This window comes from Elizabethkingia miricola, assembly GCF_001675285.1.
GTDB lineage: Bacteria > Bacteroidota > Bacteroidia > Flavobacteriales > Weeksellaceae > Elizabethkingia > Elizabethkingia miricola.
This window is the reverse complement of the sequence record NZ_LSGQ01000032.1, coordinates 91,746-110,124: the sequence shown is the minus strand read 5'-3', so window position 1 is coordinate 110,124 and position 18,379 is coordinate 91,746. Positions and strand designations below refer to the sequence as shown.

The 18,379-nt window shown below is 36.1% G+C and carries 16 protein-coding genes; 4 read left to right on the top strand and 12 right to left on the bottom strand.

Annotated features, from left to right (window positions below):
* Positions 1 to 283 precede the first annotated feature (283 nt).
* Together ATE49_RS18850 and ATE49_RS18845 are read left to right on the top strand one after the other, a co-directional pair.
* Complete coding sequence (locus ATE49_RS18850) at positions 284 to 478, top strand: hypothetical protein (RefSeq protein ID WP_065083362.1); 195 nt, start codon at positions 284 to 286, stop codon at positions 476 to 478.
* Between the two features lie 85 nt (positions 479 to 563).
* Positions 564 to 2,453 (top strand): fibrobacter succinogenes major paralogous domain-containing protein, encoded by a 1,890-nt coding sequence (locus ATE49_RS18845; protein WP_065083411.1) that lies wholly within the window; start codon positions 564 to 566, stop codon positions 2,451 to 2,453.
* 136 nt (positions 2,454 to 2,589) lie between these two features.
* On the opposite strand, the gene ATE49_RS18840 is transcribed toward ATE49_RS18845, so the two are convergent.
* Entirely contained in the window at positions 2,590 to 4,008 is a 1,419-nt protein-coding gene (locus tag ATE49_RS18840; RefSeq protein ID WP_065083361.1) for an aminotransferase-like domain-containing protein, read from the bottom strand.
* A gap of 98 nt (positions 4,009 to 4,106) precedes the next feature.
* On the opposite strand from ATE49_RS18840, the gene ATE49_RS18835 reads away from it, so the two are divergent.
* The gene (locus ATE49_RS18835) at positions 4,107 to 5,003 is read left to right on the top strand and encodes a DMT family transporter (protein ID WP_065083360.1); all 897 of its coding nucleotides are present in this window, start codon (positions 4,107 to 4,109) and stop codon (positions 5,001 to 5,003) included.
* 39 nt (positions 5,004 to 5,042) lie between these two features.
* Here ATE49_RS18835 and lgt read toward each other — a convergent pair whose 3' ends face one another.
* The 9 genes from lgt to ATE49_RS18790 form a co-directional block, all read right to left on the bottom strand.
* Positions 5,043 to 5,882 carry a prolipoprotein diacylglyceryl transferase gene (gene lgt, locus ATE49_RS18830; RefSeq protein WP_021346648.1) on the bottom strand — a complete coding sequence of 280 codons (840 nt, stop codon included), beginning with the start codon at positions 5,880 to 5,882 and terminating at the stop codon, positions 5,043 to 5,045.
* A 7-nt stretch (positions 5,883 to 5,889) separates the two neighbouring features.
* Positions 5,890 to 6,357, bottom strand: a complete 468-nt coding sequence (locus tag ATE49_RS18825; protein ID WP_065083359.1) for an OsmC family protein — start codon at positions 6,355 to 6,357, stop codon at positions 5,890 to 5,892.
* A 49-nt stretch (positions 6,358 to 6,406) separates the two neighbouring features.
* Positions 6,407 to 7,486, bottom strand: a complete 1,080-nt coding sequence (locus ATE49_RS18820; RefSeq protein ID WP_065083358.1) for a serine hydrolase domain-containing protein — start codon at positions 7,484 to 7,486, stop codon at positions 6,407 to 6,409.
* A 131-nt stretch (positions 7,487 to 7,617) separates the two neighbouring features.
* Complete coding sequence (locus ATE49_RS18815; RefSeq protein ID WP_065083410.1) at positions 7,618 to 8,439, bottom strand: GLPGLI family protein; 822 nt, start codon at positions 8,437 to 8,439, stop codon at positions 7,618 to 7,620.
* 352 nt (positions 8,440 to 8,791) lie between these two features.
* Positions 8,792 to 9,247, bottom strand: coding sequence for a GyrI-like domain-containing protein (locus ATE49_RS18810; protein WP_065083357.1), 456 nt, complete (start codon positions 9,245 to 9,247; stop codon positions 8,792 to 8,794).
* Positions 9,248 to 9,469: 222 nt separating this feature from the next.
* Positions 9,470 to 11,002 carry a hypothetical protein gene (locus ATE49_RS18805; RefSeq protein ID WP_065083356.1) on the bottom strand — a complete coding sequence of 511 codons (1,533 nt, stop codon included), beginning with the start codon at positions 11,000 to 11,002 and terminating at the stop codon, positions 9,470 to 9,472.
* Between the two features lie 39 nt (positions 11,003 to 11,041).
* The gene (locus tag ATE49_RS18800) at positions 11,042 to 12,562 is read right to left on the bottom strand and encodes a hypothetical protein (RefSeq protein WP_065083355.1); all 1,521 of its coding nucleotides are present in this window, start codon (positions 12,560 to 12,562) and stop codon (positions 11,042 to 11,044) included.
* A 117-nt stretch (positions 12,563 to 12,679) separates the two neighbouring features.
* Entirely contained in the window at positions 12,680 to 14,173 is a 1,494-nt protein-coding gene (locus ATE49_RS18795; protein WP_065083354.1) for a hypothetical protein, read from the bottom strand.
* A 37-nt stretch (positions 14,174 to 14,210) separates the two neighbouring features.
* Entirely contained in the window at positions 14,211 to 14,390 is a 180-nt protein-coding gene (locus ATE49_RS18790; protein ID WP_065083353.1) for a hypothetical protein, read from the bottom strand.
* Positions 14,391 to 15,132: 742 nt separating this feature from the next.
* Between ATE49_RS18790 and ATE49_RS18785 the strand changes: the two genes are divergently transcribed.
* The gene (locus ATE49_RS18785) at positions 15,133 to 15,666 is read left to right on the top strand and encodes an alpha/beta hydrolase (RefSeq protein WP_143349680.1); all 534 of its coding nucleotides are present in this window, start codon (positions 15,133 to 15,135) and stop codon (positions 15,664 to 15,666) included.
* Positions 15,667 to 15,675: 9 nt separating this feature from the next.
* On the opposite strand, the gene ATE49_RS18780 is transcribed toward ATE49_RS18785, so the two are convergent.
* Both ATE49_RS18780 and ATE49_RS18775 read right to left on the bottom strand, forming a co-directional pair.
* Positions 15,676 to 17,223 (bottom strand): glycosyltransferase family 39 protein, encoded by a 1,548-nt coding sequence (locus ATE49_RS18780; protein ID WP_065083351.1) that lies wholly within the window; start codon positions 17,221 to 17,223, stop codon positions 15,676 to 15,678.
* 105 nt (positions 17,224 to 17,328) lie between these two features.
* Positions 17,329 to 18,372: a phytase gene (locus ATE49_RS18775; RefSeq protein WP_065083350.1), complete on the bottom strand. Its 1,044-nt coding sequence runs from the start codon at positions 18,370 to 18,372 to the stop codon at positions 17,329 to 17,331.
* Positions 18,373 to 18,379: the final 7 nt, after the last annotated feature.

The window sequence follows — 18,379 nt, the reverse complement described above, 5'->3', positions numbered from 1 at the left end:
GTGTAGAATTTCTGAAAATGGCTCCCCATTTTAATAAAATACACCCTGATTAAGTTGTTTCTGCAATGTGTTTATTTTTAGCGCGTTGTATTTTTGTTTAGGTTCGTTTTTCTGAAAATGAACCTTTTTTTTTGTTGTTATTTCCTTTATTGTCTGTTCCTTTTCTTTTAGGATGATACATGAATTTTCATATTTGTGAATAAATTTTTACGACCACAGTTCCTAATTCACATGGACAGGAATTTATTAATAGACAAATAAAAATTTTAAGACACAAACAAAGATGGAAAAAACAAAAAGAGATGAAATGTTATTTCATGGAAAAAAGCACGTGTATATACCACCTGTATTTGAAATTGTTTTGGTTGAAATGGAAGCCGGAATATCTGCTACATCTGCACTAATAAAACCTGATACTACTGTACAAACAGATTGGGAAGGGACAGATACCCAAACCGGGGAAATTATTTGGGAATAACCTTCTTTTATCATTAGAGCTTGTTTACAGAGCGTTAATGGTATTCCCATGCTTTAAAAACATTTTATCTAAAAAACAAACAAATATGAAAACAGAAAATTTTAAAAGTTTAAGTATAACTTTATTATTAGTACTATTATCTTCCTGTAGAAGTAACGATACAGACAATACTTTAAATCCTGATTCTAAAGCTAATACTGCTATAAAAATTAATCTATTGAGTTCTGATTTTGAAGGAGCTGCAGAACCAGCGTTTACAGCATCAATTGGAAAAGGAAGTATAGGAGCTTCTAATGCCGTACAAACCCAGATTGCAATGATAGATCCAAGTACCTTTATTTCAACAGAAGTTACTCCGGTTTTTAATGGATTAAATACTCAGGCAGCTATGGGTGGTACAAAAGCAGCAGTGAGTGGCAATAATTTAGGAAATGGGATACAGTTTCGTGTTATTGCCTATAGAAGTGCATCCTCTACAAGCCCCGGAGCCTATGCTGCTCACAGAGATTATAGAGTGAACGGTGCTAATGTAGAGCTTGTTAATCCCGCAGAAGGTGATCTTTGGCTGGATAATAGTATTTCTTATGATATAGTAGCATACTCTTTTGCAACAGCTTCTTTACCTAATATTACTACTGAAAAAGGTAATATCAGCGGTGCTAAGGCCGATTATATCAATAATACTGATATGATGTATGTAAAGATGCTTAATCAGACATTTGCGAAAGGCAGTAATACACTTGGTATTATTCTTCGTCATAAAACAGCATTAATAGAGAAGGTAAACGTAAATATATTAGACTCTCAACTATCTTTTTCGGGAAGCGGTATAACGAACACTGTACTGACGATACCACATGCTAAAGATGGATCTATAGCTTTCAGCGGGGCTAATGCCGGAATCATCTCCGGACGTACTGACTATGAAAATAAGGTCATTAATCTAACGTCAATTGATGGTATTGCAAAATCTCAAAGTCAAACGCTAAATAATGTTTTAATTAATACCAATACCAGTATTGATAATAGTAAAACGGCTGTTTTTTCGGCTAATGTTACTATAACAGATAATACAAAAACGCCTGCAGTTACTAAAACACAGTCGATTAATTCCTCGTTTAAATTGCTTCCGGAGTATAAGCAAAATCTGAATGTTGAGATTAAAAAGTGTGGCGCGTATACAAGACCAAAAGGTGCCAGCCAGATGACCATTGAAAATAAAATCTGGCGTGAGTTTATGTGTAATGATCTTGGAGTGGATACCAGTGGTAACTTTAATCCATTTGACGTAAGCAGTTCCACTAATATTAAAAGGTTCCATGGAGCCAGATACGAGTGGGGAAGTAATGGATTGAGTAATCAGCAAAATATAAGATGGATTACTAAGGACGTAGATCAGGATACAAGGTATAATCCGGGATTAGCCTTCAATTCTCCGGGAGCTCCGGCAGGTAACCCCAATGGTGCCGGATGGAGAGGAATAGGATGGATTGCAGGAGGATTGTTCCCATGGACAGATACTTCTGCCGGAGCATCAACACTTCCTGCAAACTCGTGGACGACTAGTGGTAACGGAGGGGTAAACAATCCATGTCCTAGCGGCTACAGAATTCCTACTAAAGAAGAATGGACAGATGCAGCTAATGCCGGAGATGGATTTAATAAATTCACAAGAACAGGAAATGCGAGCGTTGATTTTGGAGATGAATATGGAAGAGGGCGTTGGTTGGGAAATGCATTATTTATTCCTTTCGGTGGTTATCGCCGCATTACTTCCACCAAAGTTCCGAGTTCTGCTCAAGGAGAATTGGCAGCTCGCCGCACAGAGAATGCATTTTACTGGACAAGTTCAAGAGATGAGAGTGGGGCGGATTTGGTTTACTTCTCTTCCATAACACCATCAGGAACTATCTCTTCCGGTACAACGCATCCTACACACGGGATGGCTGTTAGGTGTATAAAAGAATATAATTAATTATAAGCTAATTCCTTTGAAAACAAAGGAATAGTTTTTCATAAAACAATCTCATCATTTGTTTGTAAAACTGATATGTTTTACCGGTAGTTCCAAGAGCTACCGGTTTTAATTTATATACTTTTTATAAGTATAATTATTTAATCAGTGTTTTGGCCAGATTTCCCACTTCAATTAATTTTTCTTTCAAAGACTCATTCCATGGTAGTCCCAGAGTCAGGCGCATACAATTGTGGTATTGATCCTGGAGTGTAAATACACGCCCGGGGGCAATACAGATATTCTTTTTCATGGCCAGTTCAAACAGCTCGACGGTATTAATACCTTCCGTGAATTCCACCCATAAGGCAAGTCCCCCTTTAGGCTGGCTTATTTTAGTCCCTTCCGGAAAATATTGAGCAATAGTTTGTGCGTAGTTTAAATAGTTCTCCTGAAGTGTTTTACGAAGCTGCCACAAGTGCTTTTCGTATTTACCGCTTTTTAAGAAGCTGCCTACGCTTTCATTAATAATGGAATTGGAGCAAATAGAGTGTACCAGTTTTAATTTCATAATCTGGTCTTTGTATTTTCCCGGGGCAATCCATCCTACACGGTATCCCGCTGCAAGGGTTTTGGATATAGAGCTGCACCAAAGTACATTTCCTTCTGTATCAAAAGCTTTACAACAGCTAGGTCTTTTGTTGCCAAAATGAAGATCTCCGTATACATCGTCTTCCACAATAGGAATGTTATGCTTTGATAGAAGCTCCACAACAGCTTTTTTATTTTCATCAGGCATACAGCTACCTAAAGGAGTATTAAAATTTGGAATCAAGAGGCATATATCTATCTTGGAAACCAGTTTTTCCAGTTCATCAACCAAAAGTCCGGTTTCAGGGTGGGTCGGAAGTTCCAGTACTTTTAATCTCAGACTTATTGCCAGCTGCAATATTCCCGGATAGCAAGGGCTTTCTATCGCAATTGTATCTCCGGGCTTGGTAAGAGCCATCAAACAGAAAGATAAAGAATTCATGCCGCCGTTGGTTGTGATAATATCATCTTCATTTAAGTTTCCTCCCCAGTTAAGAGACCTGGCTGCAATCATACGGCGAAGTGTTACATTGCCTTGTAGAGATTCATAGGAGGTTCCGCCTCCTTTTAGAGTTCTTGTAGCCTGTATCACTTCCTTCTTCAGTTGGGGTAGTGGGATCAGTTCCCCGTCTGGTGCACCAATAGAGAAAAGTGTTAAATCTTCACGCCCAATATTTGTAAATACCTTATTAATAAGTTCATTGGGCTCATTACTGCTGGCTATAGGGGATGGCTTACTCGTCTCTGGAAGTGGTAAACGCAGGTATGGAAGCTGGCTCACAAAATATCCCGATTGAGGTACAGAGTAAATCAGAGACTGAGATTCCAGCTCCAGAAAAACTCTTTTAGCTGTGTTCATGCTTACGTTATGATTCTGGCATAAAGTCCTCACAGAGGGGAGTCTTTCACCTTCTTTCAAAACTCCATTTTTAATTTGAGCTGAAAGTTTATGTGTAATGGAGCTGTATAGGAAATCGTTTTTCATATTACAAATATATCTGTATCCATTGAAATTTCAAAAATTGAGACTGTATTTATTTTTTTGAACCTCATAATTTTGTTTTCAATAAAAATAACAACATGATGAGAGATACTGTAATATCTACTACACAAAATGACAATACAACAAAAGGCTGGGTTAATGGCTTTATAGGAGTCTTACTTTTCAGCGGTTCATTACCAGCGACGAAAGTTGCTGTTATGGATTTATCGCCATATTTTGTAACAGCAGCAAGAGCTTCCATAGCGGGAGTACTAGCACTACTGGTTTTGCTTATTTTTAAAGAAAAAAGACCCTCGAAACAGCAAATAGTTCCTATTATGCTCGTTTCCATCGGAGGTGTTGTCGGATTTCCGTTATTGTCTGCAATGGCCTTGCAACATTTTACCTCTGCCCATTCCATTGTATTTATAGGTTTATTACCATTAGCAACTGCTATATTCGGGATTTTTCGTGGCGGAGAAAAAGCACCAAAACCTCTTTTTTGGGTATTCTCAATTTTAGGAAGTCTATTGGTTGTAGGTTATGCAGTTGCTCAAGGAATCTCTGTAGCCCCGATTGGAGATCTATTAATGATTCTGGCAATTATATTATGTGCTTTGAGTTATGCTGAAGGTGCAAAACTTTCAAAAGATCTGGGTGGATGGCAGGTTATTTCATGGGCACTGGTTATCGCATTGCCGATTACAGCTCCGTTAACCTTCTTTCTGCTTCCGGAATCTTTGGATACAGTAAGTATTCCTGCCTGGATGGGAGTTGCTTATGTTGCTTTGTTCAGTATGTTTATAGGATTTATATTCTGGTACAAAGGACTTGCACAGGGAGGCATTGCAGCAGTAGGACAGCTGCAGCAATTGCAACCATTTTTTGCATTGGCGTTAGCTTCCACCTTGCTTCATGAAAAAGTAAGTATTGGTATGATTGCAGTCACTTTAGGAGTTATCCTTTGTGTACTGGGTGCCAAGAAATATGCTAAATAAAATTTCAGTTTTTTTTAGACTGGGGCTCTTTTGCCTGATTTATGAAGTCTGAAGTTTCTTCATGCCCAGAAGATTCTTAATGATAAAAAAGAGTCCCAGTATTATAAACGGAATACTTAAGATTTGTCCCATATTTAAAATCATTCCGTGTTCGAAATTCACCTGGTCTACTTTTATAAATTCTACAGCAATTCTTAAGATGAAAATAAGGCAGATGCTTATTCCAAAATAAAAGCCTTTTCCTGCTTTAAAGATTCCTTTCTGGTAGATAAAATAGACCAAAAAGAAGATAATAAAATAGGAGATTGCCTCATATAATTGAGCAGGATGTCTCGGAACATCATCTACATGTCTGAATATAAATGCCCATGGTAAGTTAGATGGGGTACCTATTATTTCTGAGTTCATCAAATTTCCTAATCGGATAAATGCACCGCCTAAAGGAGCAACAATAGCAATGATATCGAAGATTCTCAGAAACTGAATTTTGTATTTCCGGGCATAGAATATCATCATAATAATAAGACCGATTACACCGCCATGGCTTGCCAGTCCTGCATATCCGATAAAATGATAGGCACCGTCTTCACCTTTCTGAATAGGTAAAAATATTTCCAGCGGATGTTGGGAATAATAATCGAAATCATAGAATAGGCAATGTCCTAATCTGGCACCAACCAGAATGCCGATAAATGCATAAGCAAATAAAGCTTCGTGTGCTTTTTCACTCAGCTGCTCTTTTTTATATACTTTTCCAAGAAGATTATAGCAAAGTATTAATCCTATACAAAATAATAAACCATAATATTTTAGCGGAAATCCACCACCTATATTAACGATTTCAGGATTTACATCCCAGTTGATGTAGAGTAAACTCATTGATTTTTTATTTTGTTTTTACTATTGGATTATGTTTAACAGGGAAATTCACAGAATTAGCGATAAAGCAGTATTCATTTGCCTTTTTATGAAGTTCGATAGCCTTTTCAATCATATCGCTGCTTTTCACAATAACAACCGGATTAAGTGTTACTTCTTTAAAATAGCCATTCCCATTTTGTTCTTCAAGCATTATACCCTGAGCTTCATCTGTATATTCTTCTACGATAATATGATTTGCAGAACAAAAGTGCAGGTACCAAAGCATATGGCATGAAGAAAGAGATGATACCAGTAAATCTTCAGGATTGTGTTTGGTTGGGTCACCCAGAAAAGCAGGATCTGAAGATGCCTGAATTACAGGTTTTTGTTCAACAATAATATTGTGTTTTCTTTCGTAATTTTTATAATGATCTGTACCCGAACCTTTATTACCGGTCCACTCAACCTTAGTCTGGTAATGGTGCTCCTTCATAAGTGTTTTTCCTTTTTTGCAGGTCAAATATACGGAATAAATGCTTAAACTATTTTTGTCCTCCTAAGGTCTTGATAGCCAGAGCAGCAATGTCTGATATCACTTTTGTAGGAGAATTACAGTCACAGTTGCTTAGTCCAAGAATATAGATGTCCTGTTTTGGAAAATAGATTCCCATTGTTTTAAATCCAAAAATGCTTCCGCCGTGTTCTCTTGTCGGCTGCCCTGTAATTTCTTTAATATGCCAGCCGTAACCGTAAGTAAACTCTTGTCCGTTGTTGAGTTTGTATTTTCTAAAAGCTTTCTGGACATTTTCAGGTTTTAGCAGTAAATTCTGATTAAGGGCTTTCTGCCACTTTAGCATGTCAGCTGTAGTAGACATTAACGATCCCGATGAAAAAGGAACACTAAAGCTGATAATTGATTTATTGACATAAAGATTTCCTTTCTGATGATAACCATAAGCTCTGTTTTTAATCACTTTTCGATCACTTGCATAATATGAATTTGTCATGCCTGCTTTATCAAAAATATTTTTCTGTATAAAATTTTCGTAAGTAACTCCGGAAGTCAATTCTATAATATAGCCCAGTAAAACGTAGCCAGCATTGTTGTATTCAAATTTCTCTCCCGGAGCAAAATCTATTGGTTCATTTTTGAAGAAATCAACCATCATTTTGGGAGTCATTTCCCTCTGTGCGATATCTTGTAAAGATTTCATTTTTGTAAAGTCTCTGATTCCGGAGGTATGAGTAAGCAGATGATGAATTGTGATTTTATCTCCGGAAGGGTAGTCCGGTACATATTTGGAGACAGGATCTGTTACTTTTAGTTTTCTTTGTTCTTCAAGAATAAGTATTGCAATAGCTGTAAACTGTTTAGTTATAGAGCCTAATTGGAAAACATTTTCAGGATTCAGATCTGTATTTAATTCCAGATTAGATTTACCGAAAGCTTTCTTATACATAGGTTTTCCATTCTTTGCAATCATAAATACTCCACCCGGGTCATTGATATCTCCAAATTCTGTTTTGATAATACTATCTGTTTTTTGCTCCAAATTCTGAGAAAATAGTGTAGTAATGGCAAACAGAAATAGAAACGCTGAAAAAAATCTTTTACTGTACATAGTTTTAATTTATATTATGTAAATGTATATAATACTATGTTATGCAAGATAATGTATTTATAAAATTAACTGAGCAAATACTTGATTTATTATTCCAATACTATTTTTACTTAGATTATACTTAAAAGATTCTAATGCCTCTTTAACATCTCTATTTCAATGATGTTATTATCTTTTAAAAAATCTTCTTTATACTCTTTTATCAGTTCACGCTTTCTTTCAGCACCATTTATAAATTTTCCTCCTGAGTAATGATCCGGAATTTCACCAATATTACTAGACGGATCACTTCTGTAATTTCTAAATGCTTTTATATATTGTGGGTAGGTTATTTTTATGGCATCAGTATCTCTACTTCTTATGGGATATACAAAATTTCTTTTTTCATGTTTGATACCCTTTAGTTCCCAGATGTAACTTTTAGTATCATCTTCGATTTTTACTATTAATCCGGGCAATCCTCCAAATTTATACGGACCATTTGGAATAGGAATTTCCTGACAAAACCATGCCGTCCATTTTCTTCCTCCGTATTTTGCAGTTGCCTTTTGAGCCTTAAGGTTTAGTATCTGAATAGTCTCATGTGAGAGCTCCCAATGAATTTGAATTTCTTCATTAATATTATAGCGTCTGCTAGCTATATTTTCAAAGAATTCCAAATTATTAGGGGAATCGTTTCTTTTAATTACTCTGGTATAAGTCATGATTTTATTTGGAGGCATAGAGTTTATTCCTCTTTTAAAATTTTCAGATAGTACAGAATCTACTGCATAGGCACTCTGACTGAAATATTCAGATTTTTCCTTACCAATGCTTAAAATCATTATTTCATTCTCAATATTTTGTTTTTGAGTGGAATCAGAAATGTATTTGTACTCATAAATAAATTGTTGATTCTGACTGAAAAATATATTGCTGATAAGAAGTACTAAAAGTAAAATGCATTTGTTCATTTTAGTATTTCTATAGACCATATTAATTAAGACTTGAAAAGAATAGATAATATATTGAACTAATACTTGTTTATTTGAATTTCGTTTAATAGATATTTGTGGTGATTTGAATTTCATTGTAAAATGGTTAAGTTTTTTTATTGATTTTTAGTTTTTAATAAAATTAAGAAAAAAATGAATTAAATGCTTTTGATAATATTCATTTTATGCTATCACCTTATTTGTAAAATAGTTTCAGAAATAATTTATAATATCCGGGTCTATATACCGATTTACAGTTGGTTTAATAATAAAAGCCGGTAAAAGAATATTTACCGGCTCTTTCTATTTATTATGAAAATGTGTAATGTTATTATTTAACCGCTATGAAAATATCAACTTCAGCATTTTCAGGGTTTTGTGCTTTTTCATCATAAATTTCAAAATCTGCAGTATAGCTTCTGTCGAGATCCATATCCCATATTTTCAGCCACTCATTGTAAACAATACCTTCCGCCAGGTTTCCTTTTGTAGTTTGTTTACTATAATCTGAAGATTCAATAATCTTCCCGACCATTCCCTCAGGAATCTTATCCAGGTTGTTTACTTTACATCCTAAAATAGTAGTATAAGGTTTTGTGTAGTCTTTCTCGTAATCTGTGTAAATACAATAAATAGAATGATCAGCCTTATTCGGTATCTGGTTTATGATCCCTTCTGTCATAAACTTATTCCATAATACCGGAATATCCTGGGCTGCCTTCTGATTTTCATTTGTTGTTCTTACGGCGATACCTATTACGTAAAATGTGTCGAGCTTGTGGTGCATAATTTCTTAGTGTTTACTTTTATGACCACAAATTTATAATACTACTGTGACAACCCTTTGTCAGCAGTAATTTAGTTCTGCAAATAATAAAAAACGGACAGCCTGAAAGGCTGCCCGATAAAACTGTTGTATGAGACAGTTTTTACACATAAATGAATGATAATATTACGATGAAATAATATTCAGGTTAGATTTATAATACTATATTTATACTTAATGTGATTATGGAGCACATGTTACAATCTGTTTACCAGTTCCGTTACCGGACATATAGGTAATGTTAATGACAGACTGTGTAGCCGTAACAGTATTCGTTCCGGTCGTATTCCATTTTATGGTATTAAGTGTATTTCCGTTGAATAATTCCAAAGGCTCCAATGCTCCTCCGGATGATTTGCTGCCAAAGAGTGAAATTTTTCCGTCTTTACTAATTACAACTCTTACCAGTGGAGCAGAAGGTGTTCCTTCAAGATCCCAAATTTCATAGGTCCTTTTTGCAGGAAGTGCAGCCGGGCGTAAAAGTGCAGGTACAACATCGCTTCCGTATACTGTTCCGTCTGCAAAACGTACTGTACGGGTAGCACCATCGTTCCCCTGGAAATTTATTTCTTTAGTTGCCATTTGGGTTCCGTTAATAGTAAGGTTGAAAGAATTATCCAGCTTGTAAATATCGAATACAAAACCAAAGTCAGTAGCCGGCATGGTGAACGTTTGTGTAACACCATCTTTTACAGAAAAAGGAACCGGATTAATATCCTGTCTGCATGGCCCCAGTCTCAGATTCAGATTATATTTTACTCCCGGAGTAATTTTCAGTTTATCTATTGTCATGCTTTTCGATACACCATCTACGGTTACAGTACCCAGATTAAGCTGCCCTGTCGTAGTGGTATTAGAAATGACCTGTGTGGCACTGCTTGTTGCTATGGGTAAGTTTTGAGCAGAGAAAGACACAGGCTGATTTATAGAACCATTATAGGTTAAAGCATCTGTAGCAAAGCTAATGTCTGCAGAGCTATTGGCAGGTGAAATAGTAGCATTGGTTACTGCAGAAATATTTCCTACCTGTCTCGCATCCAGCTTTGTAGTAATCTGACTGTACTGGTGTTTTAGTACTATATCCAGATTATTAACCCCGTTTCCGGTTACGGTCATATTCTTTTTGAAATACATAAGATCTCCGCTGATACTGGATAATTTTGCATTAGCCAGAGTTCCGCCGTTGTTTATAGATGGGGTAGAAGAAGCACTATTTACAGAGTAAGCAACAAAAGTATAATTTTGACCGCCGTTTAGCAGAAAACCATCAGTTTCTCCATTTTTATAAGCAAACTCTTTTTCCGTAACATAGTTTCCGTTACTGTCATATACAGCTACTTTATATCTCACACCAGCACCTAACTCTGTTGGCGGTGTTGCTGCAGCCACAGGGTTAATAGATGCCTGAGCCTGACTGGATAAGGAAGATGTATTAGACTGAGGCGTAAGAGTTGCCATCACAAAGTTGTCGTCATCAAGCGAAATTTTTGTCTGTTGAGGACTAACGGTTGCTACTCCTGTTTTTCCTGCTGAAGCTTGAAATACTGGTGTTTCTTCCTCAGATTCAATACTTGCAAGGTTTACCTTTACATTGTATACTGAGTTGTTGGCTGTTGTATTGTCGCTTATACTACCTTCCGTACTTCGGCAGGAAGCAGCTGTTAAGGACAATACCAGTAGGGGAAAGCCTACTGCTTTTAATTGTAATTTCATCATTTTGTATTTTAAATTGTGTGTTTTTTGTGCTTTTATTTGTTATGGTGCACAGGTGACAATTTGTTTTCCTGTTCCAAAGCCGGACATATATGTTGTCCCAAATACCATCTGGGTAGCAGTTACAGTATTGCTTCCTTTGGTATTCCATTTAATTTTGTTAAAAGAGGAACCATTGTACAGTTCCATAGGTTCCAATGGTCCGCCGGAAGATTTACTTCCGAATAATGATACCTGGCCATCTTTACTGATGACAACTCTTACCAGTGGTTTACCGGCAATACCTTCCATGCTGTAAATTGTAGGTATTCCATTGCTTCCATATTTTGTTTTATCCTGAAATCTGATTGAAGAAGTTGATCGTCCGTTTACACCATAACCATCTTCAAAATTGATCTCTGCTGTAGACATTTTTGTTCCATTAATTGTAAGATTAAATGAATTGTCCAGTTTGTAGATGTCGAATGTAAATCCAAAATCTGTTGCCGGCATTGTAAAGGTTTTGGAAACACCATTGGCAACATCAAATTTTTCGGGTAATATATCCTGTCTGCATGGGCCAAACCTTAAGTTTAGATTATATTGTACTCCGGGAGTAATTTTTATTTTATCTAACTTCAGATTCTTTGTTACACCATCAATGGTAACGGCACCTATATTTAATATCCCTTCAGGATTTGTGTCATTTGTTCTGGCAATGACTTGTGTTGCAACACTTGTCACTACAGGATCATTTAGCTTAGATTGAAAACTAACTGCTTGTCCTCCAGAGAGGGAATTGTTATAAGAAAGAGCGTCGGTTGCAAAGCTAATATCTGCAGAAGCAAATGCAGGAGTAAACGCAGCATTGGTAACAGCCGAAATATTTCCGACTTGTCTTGCATCCAGTTTCGTAGTGATTTTACTAAACTGATGCTTTAACATTATTGCTAATTCATTGACTTTATCACCCGTTACTGTCATATTTTTTTTAAAATACATCAAATCTCCGCTTACTGCTGCCAGTTTAGCCATAGTAAGTGGGGCTTTGTCATCAAAAATATTAGGTGTAGGTGAATTGCTGTTTAATGAATAAGCAATAAAAGTATAATTCTGATTACCATTTAAAAGGAAACCATCCGTTTCATTCTGTTTATAGCTAAACTCTTTCTGGTCTACATAATTTCCGCTATTATCATAAACTACTACTCTGTATTTTATACCATTTTTAAGCTCGTTAGAAATCACACCAGCTGTCAGAGGACTAACGGATGCCTGAGCCTGACTGTTTGGTGAGGAAATATTTGTGTTAGGTACAAGTGTAGCTGTAACAAAGGTATCGTCTTCAAAAGGAATAACTGTCTGCTGAATATTTCCGGAAGAAATTCCTTTTTTATTTGCAGAAGCCTGAAGTGCGGGAGTTTCTTCAATAGTTTCAACTCCGGAAAGCTTTATCTTAACATTGAGTGCAGAGGCAACCGTTGTATTATCATTTATGCTTTCTTCAGTACTGCGGCATGATATTGTGGTAAGGAGTAAAGTTAATAAGAAGCTCACCATTTTCAATTGTAAAGGTTTCATCATTTATGTGTTGTGTTTGTGATTTAACTATCAAAAAAATGCGGGCAATACGGGTATTGCCCGCTTAAAAAACTGTCAACAGCTTTTTATTAATAAATGATAGATAAATGAAATTTTATATTATGGATCGCAGGTAACAATCTGTTTTCCTGTTCCAAAACCTGACATATAGGTAGTTCCCAGTACCAACTGAGAAGCAACTACTGTATTGTTTCCTGTAGTATTCCAGGTAATTTTATTAAATGAATTACCATTGAATAGTTGTAATGGCTGAAGTGCCCCGCCAGCGGTTTTACTTCCGAACATAGATATTGTACCATCCTTACTGATTACAACTCTTACTAAAGGTTTTCCTTCAGTTCCTTTCATGTTGTAGATAGCAGCAATAGTACCATCCTGCCATGCAGTACCATCTGCAAATCTGATATTCTGGGCAGGCGAAGACCCTCTTTCAAACTGAATTTCTCCGGTAGCCATTTTAGTACCATTGATGGTAAGATTAAAAGAGTTATCCAGTGTATAAATATCGAATACAAAACCAAAATCCGTAGCCGGCATAGTAAAGGTTTGTGTAACTCCATCCTTCACAGAGAATGGAACCGGATTAATATCCTGTCTGCAAGGTCCAAATCTAAGATTCAGGTTATATTTTACTCCCGGAGTAATTTTCAGGTTGTCTATTTTTGCAGGCTTAGTGACTCCGTCAATAGTTACATTGCCTAAATTAAGCTGCCCGGTAGTTGTAGTATTCGCTATGACCTGGGTTGCACTACTTGTTAATACAGGCTGGTTAAGGTTACTGAAACTAACACTCTGGCCGGCGGAAAGAGGACCATTATAAGTTAGAGCATTTGTTGCAAAGCTAATATCAGCAGAACTATTGGCTGGCGTTATTGCAGGGCTGCTTACAGCAGAAATGTTTCCAACCTGTCTCGCATCCAGTTTTGTAGTAATCTGGCTGTATTGGTGTTTTAATACAATATCCAGATTGTTAACTCCGTTTCCACTTACCGTCATATTTTTCTTAAAATACATAAGATCACCACTAATACCGGATAATTTTGCGGCAGCAAGAGTTCCGCCGTTGTTTATAGATGGGGTAGAAGAAGCACTATTTACAGAATATGCTACAAAAGTATAATTCTGACCGCCGTTTAACTGGAAACCATCTGTTTCACCGTTTTTATAAACAAATTCTTTTTCAGTAACATAGTTTCCGTTGTTATCATATACAGCTACTTTATATCTTATACCAGTACCTAATTCTGTAGACAGAGTTGTTGCCGCCATTGGGTTAATAGATGCCTGTGCCTGACTGGCTAACGAAGCTGTATTAGACTGAGGCGTAAGAGTAGCCATTATAAAGCTGTCATCACCAAGTGAAATCTTTGCCTGTTGAGGGCTGGAAGATACTGAGCTTGATTTACTGGCAGAAGCCTGTAAAACAGGAGTTTCTTCAATATTTTCTATTCCTGAAAGATTTACCCGTACATTGAAAGCCGAGGGATTCGTATTATTGTCCTCTATGCTGCCGTCAGTACTTTTGCATGAGATAACAGCAAAGGATAATGCTAGCAGCGGAATGCCCGCAGCTTGTAATTTTAACTTCATCATTTAAATTGTTTGTGTTTTGTTAGCTTAATTTACTGGTCTACCATTCGATAGTTCGGTTATCATCCGGGTCTTGTGTCCATTCTTCCTGAACCTGACCACCGCTATTTGGAGGGACAACTCTTGCAGAGCCGGCTGCTATACCTTGCTCCATTTCCAACCATAATACATCCAGCGCAGGAGCAGAATACTCCTGTTTAAGGTTTTCTTTAATCATCATTTGTAATCTTCTTTATTTGTTTGTGTTTTATCTAAATCTCCAACATGTTGGAACTGTGATCCAATTGTATATATAAATTATAATAACCAGCATTCTGCACACTATACATGTGTGATGTGAGGTTTAATTTATTACGCTCTCAGTGATTTGGATTTCGGGTCTTATTTTGAGCAAAAAGCTTGTGCTGTGTAAAAAAATATTTTTACATCAACTTTTTATTCAAAAATCTAAATAGTACTTAGGTAAACAGAAAGGCTACCCCTAATTGTGATTAATAAGTTTCTCATCATTGTGTGTTGTTTGTTTGTGTTTTTGTATTCGTAAACATCCTATAAAAGAGGATGTTGTATTATTACGATGACAAATATAGAGTTTTTAATTTTATTAAGAGTACTGTATGCCAATCATTTATGTCAATTATGATAATTTTAACAATCTATTTAGTTTTTTTTAGCACTGGTTTTCTTAGTATTCATAGGGGTTGTTTCGTGTTTTGTGTATGTGGTAAAAAGTGAAATATTTTTTTGCCTGTATTTTTTTCTGCCCCGGTTTCTGATGAAATTTAAAATTATTTGATCAATTTTGTCAGTGCATTTTTAACTTTAAATAGTATAAAGTTTTTCTTTTTTTATAAATCATTATGAAATTTAAATTAACTATTTTGACATTGTTGTTTTGTTGGCCGGCAATATTTTTCGCCCAGTCTCAAAAACACTATATCATCTTTTTACATAATAAGTTTTTGGAAAGTCACGCCCTGAATGAGGAGCATCCCCAATATGGTATTGCAGAATACAGAGCGATTATTCATAAACTTGAAGATCAGAATACGATTGTTATTTCTGAAAAACGTAAACCCAATACAGATATAGAAGCATATGCAATGAGAGTGAAAGGTCAGATTGATAGTCTGTCCCAAAAGGGAATTCTTATAAGAAATATTGCCATAATAGGAACTTCTCAGGGAGGTTTCATTGCTCAATATGTTTCTTATTATATGAAAAATCCGGAATTAAAATTTGTATTTGTTGGTTCCAGTTTTAAAGATGATTCTTTAAGCAAAGATGCTGATCTCAGACTTTATGGGAAAATACTTTCTATTAATGAAAGCTCTGATAAGGGCAATATATCCTTGTCCGATCAAAAGAGGTTTATAAAGTCTAAACTAAATTCTTTCAAAGAAATAGAGCTTAATACAGGATTAGTTCATGGTTTTTTATTTAAAGCCTTGGATGACTGGATAATGCCGGCAAAAAAATGGGCTACAGGAAAGTGATTTATAATTCTATCTGGCTTTTACCTTATTAATCTCTTCCTGGAGTCTTGGCCTGATATCTATTTTAGCACCGGAGAAACTGAAGATTGTGGCACCATATTCCCGTGCGTATTTATTGGTTACAGAATCTGCTATTATACTATGTTTAAAGAATGGTGAGGTCTCCTTTAATTCATTGTTCCTTTCATTTTGGTTTTTCACACGGATAAGGTGGACGTACTTTTTATGAAGGTCGAACCAGTTGATATAATCAGCATTAAAAGAAACGGCTCGTATCCCGTATTTTGAATAGAAATTAATGGCGCCAGCCTGTCCGTAATTATCACATAAGACAAGTGTATGTGCCGGATCATTGAATTCTAAATAAGCTTTGTCAACTTTAGCTGCTAGTTCTTTCCAACCCAGCATATCTGCAAAATCCTGAGGCAAGGGATACTCTTTACCATCTTCCCAGCGAAGCATCCCCAGCTTATGAAAAGTTTCTTTGTGCGTTATATAGTAGTCCGGGCTTCTGTTAGGGAAAGCGACTAAATACATCGGGATAAAAGAGGCTATAGCCAGAATAACACACACGGGTTTTAAAATTTTCAAAGATTTTTTCTCCAATAGATGTGCTATATAAACAGAGCCAAAGGCAAAATAAACAGGATAGATACCAATGGCATAATAATCTTTTGCTTTTAGGAAAAGAAAAATGCCAAGAGTAATGAAGAAAGACCAGAATAATAAACGATATTTCTTAAAGGGCTTGTACCTGATAAGAGAGAATATTCCGATAAGTATTATAATATTGGTTCCCGGAAAAAATAAGAACTGTGAGCGTATAAAATCCAGTCTGTTGACATTTACAAGCTGTGTGTCCGCTAATTCTTTCATGTGATGGACAACCGGGAAGTTATTTTTGTACTGCCACAAAAGATTTGGGAGGATTAATACAAATGCCAGCACCAGAGCAAAATATAACTTTTTGTTTGAAAATATTTTTCTCTCAGGTGTTATAATAAAGGCAGGTAAAAGTCCAATAGCAGCAAATACAATATTGTATTTATTCAAGAATCCAAAAGCAAAGGTAATTGCAGCATAATATAACCACTTAAACTGTTGCTGACTGATATATTTTATAATGAAAAAGTAGAGTAGGGTCCAGCAGAGTACATCTAGCGAATTTGGCTGATAAAGGGTATTAAGACGGAATAAAACTGAAAAGGTAACACAGCTGGCTCCCAGAACGAGCGCAAATAAATTTCCGCCAAGTTCCTCAATTGTTTTCCATACTACAATGGTGGTTAAAGCACCGAATAGTGCAGGAAAAAATTTGATCCAGAAAACAGAATTTCCCAAAAACTTTATAAGGTAGGATATCCATGAAGTAACCGGCGGAACGGATAGATATCCCCAGGCTAAATGATTCGCCTGATCCAGGTGGAGGTATTCATCTCTTTGTAGATCATATTCAGGAAGTATGAGTGAATACTGTATAAGGAATTTCAGGAGGATAAAACTAAACAGTACAGTGGTTTTGATGAAACGATCTGAGTTTATAAAATTACCTTTCATATTACAGTATGATTTTAACGAAAAATAAAGCAGACTTAATAAAGCCTGCTTTACGAAGATACAGTAAATAATGTAATATTTTGAAAATCTTTTTATTATGGTTTGTTAGTTGACATCCAGCTCCTCACCGGCGATATCTTCCCAACGGTAATAATGAAAAGTTTTATCATCACTCATCACAACAAAAAGGCCATGTCTGAATGTTGCATTCAAAGGAATACTTACCATATCAGAGCCATCACTTTTGTTGGCCTGGACTTTTACAATTTTCAGCAGTTTGTTTTTCCCTTCTCTGCTAAAGATATGGAACTTATTAGCGCCCTGATCAGAAACGAGAATATAGCCTTTTTTAGTCTTTGTTTTGTAAATGGAAATTCCTTCATGATCTTCTGTAAAACCGGTCTGAGCAAATACGCCAAGTTCCTGGTTGCCTTTAGCGGGATCAGCATAGTATTTTCTTACGCCAAATTGTTCATCCGAATAATAGACATAACCATTCTCATTATCTACAGCAATAGATTCTATTTCCTTTTTACCGCTATAATTACCAAATTTCCGCACAAGTTTAGCTTCTACAAATCCTTTTCCGGAATCTGATAGCAGATACTGCCAAAGATAGGTGCCGTCTTTTGGACCCGTTTTTCTGCCTGTAATAGCATATATGTTTCCTTTTGGATCAGTATACAAAGCAATCCCCATAAGGTCTCTTTCCCCTTCTCCGGTTTGTCCTTCAAACATTGGTAAACCTCCGTTATCTATAGGCTTCATATCCGGCAGAGAAAAAATTCTTAGTTTATGGGTATACCTTTCTGTTGTTACTGCAATATCCGTCTTTCTACCATTTAGCGTCAGTCCGTAGGCAATATCAACATTATTAGGCCGCTGTAATCCCGTCACGGAAAGATCCTTTTGTATTTTGCCTTCCAGATTAAAAACAAAAAGACCACCATTGATGTCTTTGTCCGTGCCTATTACAAGACTTTTAGACGGATCTTTAGGATTTACCCATATAGCAGGATCGTCGGAATCAAAATTTACAGGCTCAGTAACAATAACCGGTTTAATAATTTCCGGAGAAGCAAGGACTTGCTTTTGTCCGGAACAAGATAATGCAGAGAGGCTGATAAGGGTATATAAATAGTATTTCATGATATCA

What these genes read in the sequence shown, in the direction of transcription:
- ATE49_RS18850 (WP_065083362.1), top strand. Translation starts at nt 284, where the DNA reads ATGGAAAAAACAAAAAGAGATGAAATGTTATTTCATGGAAAAAAGCAC.
- ATE49_RS18805 (WP_065083356.1), bottom strand. Translation starts at nt 11,002, where the DNA reads ATGATGAAATTACAATTAAAAGCAGTAGGCTTTCCCCTACTGGTATTG.
- ATE49_RS18795 (WP_065083354.1), bottom strand. Translation starts at nt 14,173, where the DNA reads ATGATGAAGTTAAAATTACAAGCTGCGGGCATTCCGCTGCTAGCATTA.
- ATE49_RS18835 (WP_065083360.1), top strand. Translation starts at nt 4,107, where the DNA reads ATGAGAGATACTGTAATATCTACTACACAAAATGACAATACAACAAAA.
- ATE49_RS18820 (WP_065083358.1), bottom strand. Translation starts at nt 7,486, where the DNA reads ATGTACAGTAAAAGATTTTTTTCAGCGTTTCTATTTCTGTTTGCCATT.
- ATE49_RS18775 (WP_065083350.1), bottom strand. Translation starts at nt 18,372, where the DNA reads ATGAAATACTATTTATATACCCTTATCAGCCTCTCTGCATTATCTTGT.
- lgt (WP_021346648.1), bottom strand. Translation starts at nt 5,882, where the DNA reads ATGAGTTTACTCTACATCAACTGGGATGTAAATCCTGAAATCGTTAAT.
- ATE49_RS18780 (WP_065083351.1), bottom strand. Translation starts at nt 17,223, where the DNA reads ATGAAAGGTAATTTTATAAACTCAGATCGTTTCATCAAAACCACTGTA.
- ATE49_RS18840 (WP_065083361.1), bottom strand. Translation starts at nt 4,008, where the DNA reads ATGAAAAACGATTTCCTATACAGCTCCATTACACATAAACTTTCAGCT.
- ATE49_RS18810 (WP_065083357.1), bottom strand. Translation starts at nt 9,247, where the DNA reads ATGCACCACAAGCTCGACACATTTTACGTAATAGGTATCGCCGTAAGA.
- ATE49_RS18815 (WP_065083410.1), bottom strand. Translation starts at nt 8,439, where the DNA reads ATGAACAAATGCATTTTACTTTTAGTACTTCTTATCAGCAATATATTT.
- ATE49_RS18845 (WP_065083411.1), top strand. Translation starts at nt 564, where the DNA reads ATGAAAACAGAAAATTTTAAAAGTTTAAGTATAACTTTATTATTAGTA.
- ATE49_RS18790 (WP_065083353.1), bottom strand. Translation starts at nt 14,390, where the DNA reads ATGATGATTAAAGAAAACCTTAAACAGGAGTATTCTGCTCCTGCGCTG.
- ATE49_RS18825 (WP_065083359.1), bottom strand. Translation starts at nt 6,357, where the DNA reads ATGAAGGAGCACCATTACCAGACTAAGGTTGAGTGGACCGGTAATAAA.
- ATE49_RS18800 (WP_065083355.1), bottom strand. Translation starts at nt 12,562, where the DNA reads ATGATGAAACCTTTACAATTGAAAATGGTGAGCTTCTTATTAACTTTA.